4 protein-coding genes and 1 pseudogene are annotated in these 4,404 nt (G+C 76.2%); 4 read left to right on the forward strand and 1 reads right to left on the reverse strand.

The window, feature by feature from the left end:
- Together E1291_RS39515 and E1291_RS39520 are read left to right on the forward strand one after the other, a co-directional pair.
- A partial coding sequence (locus E1291_RS39515; protein ID WP_131743131.1) for a tetratricopeptide repeat protein occupies positions 1 to 436 on the forward strand: 436 nt, incomplete at its 5' end.
- On the forward strand, positions 433 to 1,419 hold the full coding sequence (locus E1291_RS39520; RefSeq protein WP_131743132.1) for a hypothetical protein: 987 nt from the start codon (positions 433 to 435) through the stop codon (positions 1,417 to 1,419). The genes E1291_RS39515 and E1291_RS39520, both read left to right, overlap by 4 nt.
- Before the next feature lie 11 nt (positions 1,420 to 1,430).
- Here the strand turns inward: E1291_RS39520 and E1291_RS39525 are convergent, their stop codons facing one another.
- Entirely contained in the window at positions 1,431 to 3,497 is a 2,067-nt protein-coding gene (locus E1291_RS39525) for a UvrD-helicase domain-containing protein (RefSeq protein ID WP_131743133.1), read from the reverse strand.
- 278 nt (positions 3,498 to 3,775) lie between these two features.
- Between E1291_RS39525 and E1291_RS39530 the strand changes: the two genes are divergently transcribed.
- Together E1291_RS39530 and E1291_RS39535 are read left to right on the forward strand one after the other, a co-directional pair.
- A complete protein-coding gene (locus E1291_RS39530) occupies positions 3,776 to 4,213 on the forward strand; it encodes a hypothetical protein (RefSeq protein WP_207401197.1) in 438 nt (145 codons plus the stop codon).
- Positions 4,213 to 4,404 (forward strand): annotated as a pseudogene (locus tag E1291_RS39535) (hypothetical protein); the annotation flags it as partial. The gene E1291_RS39530 and the pseudogene E1291_RS39535, both read left to right, overlap by 1 nt.

Here is a 4,404-nt window from a genome sequence, read left to right on the forward strand (position 1 = left end):
CGACCCGCGGACCCTCGCGCTGCAGGCCAACCTCGCCGCCGTGCACCGCGACCTCGGCGACCTGCCCGAGGCCGAGCGGCTGCTGCGCGAGGCGTTCGAGCGGGCCCGCGCGGACCTCGGCGTGGAGCATCCGGCGACGCTGGTCCCGCAGGCCGGGCTCGCCGCGGTGCTCGTCGACCTCGGCCGCCCGGACGAGGCCGCGGCGCTGCTGCTCCGGGTCCACGAGATCCGCGCCCGCAGGCTCGGCCCCGCCCATCCCGCGACGCTGCGGGCCGGCACCGGCCTCGGCCATCTCTACCTGCGCGGCGGCGAGCCGCGCCGGGCCGCGGCCTTGTTCGAGAGGGTACTCACCGAGGACGCCGCCTCGAACGCCGGCGCCGAGATCGTGGCGAGCGCCCGCGCCGGGCTGGCGCGGGCGCGCGAGGAGGGCGCGTGAGCCGCTCCCCGCGCCCGTTCCTGGTCGGCCTCGCCGCCGCCGTGTCGGCGTCCGCCGTCGGCGTCGCGGTCAACATCGCGACCGACGTGCAGGGGAATGTGCTGGCCTGGGTCGCGGTGGGCGTGTTCACCGTCCTCACCGGGACGGTCTCGGGCCTGGTCGACGGCGGCCGGGCCGCCGCCGACCCGATGGCGGCGGTGCTGCTGTCCATCGAGTGCGAGGTGCGGGCCGACGGCAGCGCCTCGGTCGAGGTGAAGGTCCGCGACCGCGACGCCGAGCACCTGCTGCCGCACCTGCCGGGGCTGCTCCCCCGCGGCGTCGCGCCGAGCGCGCCCCCAGGAGGCTCCACCGAGGCCCCAGCCCCGGATCCCCTACCGGTCGGCTCGACGGACGGCCCGGCGAACGGCGTGCTGCCCGACCCGCTTCCGGTCGCGCTCGTCACGCGCGGACGCATCACCGGCATCGCGCGGCGCCTGCGCGAGGTCGGCGACCGGTGCGCCGGGCTCGGCGGGCTCGACGTGCGGGTGTGCGCGTCCGACAGCGTCGAGCGGCGCCGGGAGGCGATCCGCGCCGCTCCGGTGATCTTCATCGACGACCACTGCGACGCCACCGCCCCGCCGCGGCTGCTCGTCGGCGGCCTGGACCTCACCGGGCTGCGCGCCGCGGACGGCTCGGGCCTGCGGGCCCGGCTGGTCGTGCTCGGCTGCCACGACGGCGCCGCCGCGGGCCACACCCGGGCGCTGCGGCGCAGCCTGGACCGGCCCGCGGCGTTCCTCGCGTGCCGCGGCGCCGTCCCGGCCGGGCACGCCGCCGTCCTCTACCCGCACGTCCTCACCCGGCTGGCCGTCCTCGCCGGGGGCGCCGCCGCCGAGACCGAGCTGCAGGCGGCACTGGAATCCGCGCTGGCCGAGGCCCGCCGCGACGAGCCCCAGCTGGACTGGGACCGCTGGGGCACGACCGTCCTGCACCCCCTCCTCGACTGATCCCGCGGCCCTCAGCCGCCCTCGGCCGCCACCGATCCGAGCCACAGCAGGTCACGGGCCCGGGTCATCGCGACGAACAGCTGCCTGCGGGTCAGCTCGGCCCGCTCGCGATCGCCGTCGTCGCCGGCCGGCAGACCCGCGTCGTGGCGGGGCAGGAAGACGTACTTGAACTCCAGTCCCTTGGCGCGCCGGTAGGTACCGATCTTCACCGCCTCCGCGGGCCGCCCGTCGTAGCGCTCCAGCCGCAGCACGGGCACGCCCGCGCGGGTGAGGTGGCGCCGGTAGTCCTCGACGTCCCGGAGCGACCGGCACAGCACCGCCGCGCCGGCCAGCGCCGCCGGCCCGTCCGCCGTCTCCGCGAGCGCCCTGATCGCCTCGACCAGCCGCCGGTCGTGGTCGGCGCCGTCGCCCGCCCGCACCCGCACCACCTTCCCGTCGTGGTAGGTCGTCTCGACGGCGCGGCGCCCGTGGGGGCTCGGCCCCTCCAGGTCGTCGAACGGGTCGCCGGACACCACCTCCATCGCCGTCTCCAGGATGGGCGCCGCGTTGCGGTAGTTCGTGCGCAGCACCGCGCCGCGCCCCTTGATGCCCAGGCCCGCGTCGGCCAGCCGGAAACCGCCCGGGTACACGGCCTGCTGGCCGTCGCCGATCAGCAGCAGGCCGTTCGGTCCGTCCCCGCCGAGCGCGTGCAGCAGCCGGACGCCCACGAGCGGCAGGTCCTGCACCTCGTCCACGATCACCGCGGCGTAGGGCGGGTCGGCCGGGGCGCGCTCCAGCTCCGCGAGCGCCGCCGTCAGCACGTCGTTGAAGTCGTGGACGCCCCGCTCGGCGCGCAGCAGCTCGTACTCCTCGTACAGCAGCCACGCCGCCTCCCGGTGCGCCGTCTGCAGGGCGGTGCGGCGGCCGTGCCGGGCGATGTCCCGGTACTCCTCCAGCGAGGCCAGGCCCCGTCCCTTGATGACGTGGTCGATCTCCTCCCGCCAGTAGGACGGGGACGGGTCGATCTCGGTGAGGACGCTGTCGCGCCCCTCGGCCATCCAGGCGCGGGAGAACGCGTCGTCGACCCGGTCGGCGTGGAGCCTGACCGGGACGCCGCGTCCGGCGAGGAACGACTGCGCCCACTTGTGCAGGCTGGAGAACTCCACGCGGTCGGCGAACGTCCCCGCCATCCTGGCGAACAGGTGTTTCTGCACGAGCGGGAGGTTGTTGGCGAAGGTGACATAGAGGATCCGTCCCGTGCCGCGCGCGGCGAGCTCGGCGGCGCGGTGCAGGCCCACCACGGTCTTGCCCGTCCCCGCCGGGCCGCTGATGCGCGCCGGGCCGCTCCAGTCGCGCCGGGCGACGGCGGCCTGGTCGGGGTGCAGGAAGGTCATCCACCGCTCGATCGGCGCGTGCCGCAGCGACTCCAGGGCGGCCTTCTCCACCTCCTCGGTCTCGAAGAGCGCGCCCGGCTCCGCCTCGTCCCCGGACGGCCCGCCCTCCTCGATCGTGACGGCCTCCAGGTCGGGGAACGCCTCGGCGAGATGCGCGGCGACCGCCCGCGCCATGGGCGGCGTGAGCCGTCTCGGCTCGGCGACGAGCATGTGGATCACGTCGGGATGGCCGAGCAGGCGGATCCGGCCGAACGCGGTGTCGAGGCGGTGCCCGGCGAAGACCATGAGCGGCCGGAGCGCGACCGGGGACATGCCGAACGCGCCCACCTGGTCGTCGGCGGCGAGGGTCGTCGCGAGGAGGCCGGCCTCCTCCCCGTCCCGCCACCGCCCGCCCGCCGTCAGCCGCCCGTCCTGGACGGACGGCGCGTCCGCCCAGTGCCGCACGGCGACCACGAACACGCCGCCGGGACCGACCAGGATCACGGCCGCGTCCGGGGGCGGCGCGGGCTCGGCCAGGCGGCGGTCCACCAGCAGGTGCCAGCCGACGGCGGTGAGCCCGGCGAGCGCGGCCAGGACCCGCCGGTCCGCCTCGTCCCGCGTCCAGCCCTCGGCCGCCCGGTACGCCGCGTTCGAGCGGCGCGTCATCGTCAGCGCGTCGTCGCGGGCCCGCCGTCCGCGCGCCCCTGGTGTCCCGCCGGCCGCCATCGCACTCCCCCGCCAGAAAGTCACGTTCTTCAACAGATAGCAACAATCGTTACCGTCCACCACCGGGATCCCTTCGCGCACGGGGGTTCAGGCGGCCCCGGGTTTGTCGGACGTCGGTGCGAGGGTTCGAGTGGCTCCGGAGCGCGGCCCCTGGTGGGACCGGGTTCTGGTTGGCTTGCCCGATCGTGATTCGTTGGTAACGGGGCTGGGAGTTGAGGCCGGTGGACGCGGAGACGCCCGCGTGGGAACGGCGCAGCGCATGGCGGGTGGTGTCGCCCATGGCGGCGCGCAAGCTGGCGAAGGTGCCGTTCGTCGAGATGGCGGACGGACGGTTGCAAGGGGTGGTGTCGAGCGGGTCGGACATCGCCCGCGTGTACGTCTCGTCCATCACGGCGGGGACGCACGGGTTCAGTTGCAGCACCAACAACAACCGGCCGTGCGGCGGGCTGGGCGGGCCCTACCCGTGCAAGCACCTGCGCGCGCTCGCCGACGAGGGGGTCCGGCAGTACGGGCTCGACCGGGTCGCCAAGTACCTGCGCGTGGAGGTCGGGGAGGGCGAGTCGCTGATGGAGCGCCTGGACGGGACGGCGGAGCCCGCGCCCGCCGCCATGGTCTTCAGCCGGTTCCTGCGGCATCTGGCCTACCTCGAACTGCCGGAGGCGCCGGGCCCGCTTCCGGAGATGCACTGGTTCCCGGCGACCGGGGCGGTGGGCTGATGCTCGGGATCCAGCTCGGGGAGCTCACCGGCGGGACGCCGGACGGCGTGGACGAGGCGTGCGACCTGGTCGCCGGTTTCGACGACGCGCTCGTGCACGGCCTCGGCCGGCTCGGCGAGCGGCAGGCCGCGGCGCTGGCGGCGCTGGCCGCGGCGCTGGCGGGGTCGCCGCTCGGCACGCCGGTGGGCGAG

It is taken from the genome of Actinomadura roseirufa, assembly GCF_900659635.1.
GTDB lineage: Bacteria > Actinomycetota > Actinomycetes > Streptosporangiales > Streptosporangiaceae > Spirillospora > Spirillospora roseirufa.

Coding starts and splice junctions, on each gene's coding strand:
- E1291_RS39525 (WP_131743133.1), bottom strand. CDS start 3,497: ATGGCGGCCGGCGGGACACCAGGGGCGCGCGGACGGCGGGCCCGCGAC.
- E1291_RS39530 (WP_207401197.1), top strand. CDS start 3,776: ATGGCGGCGCGCAAGCTGGCGAAGGTGCCGTTCGTCGAGATGGCGGAC.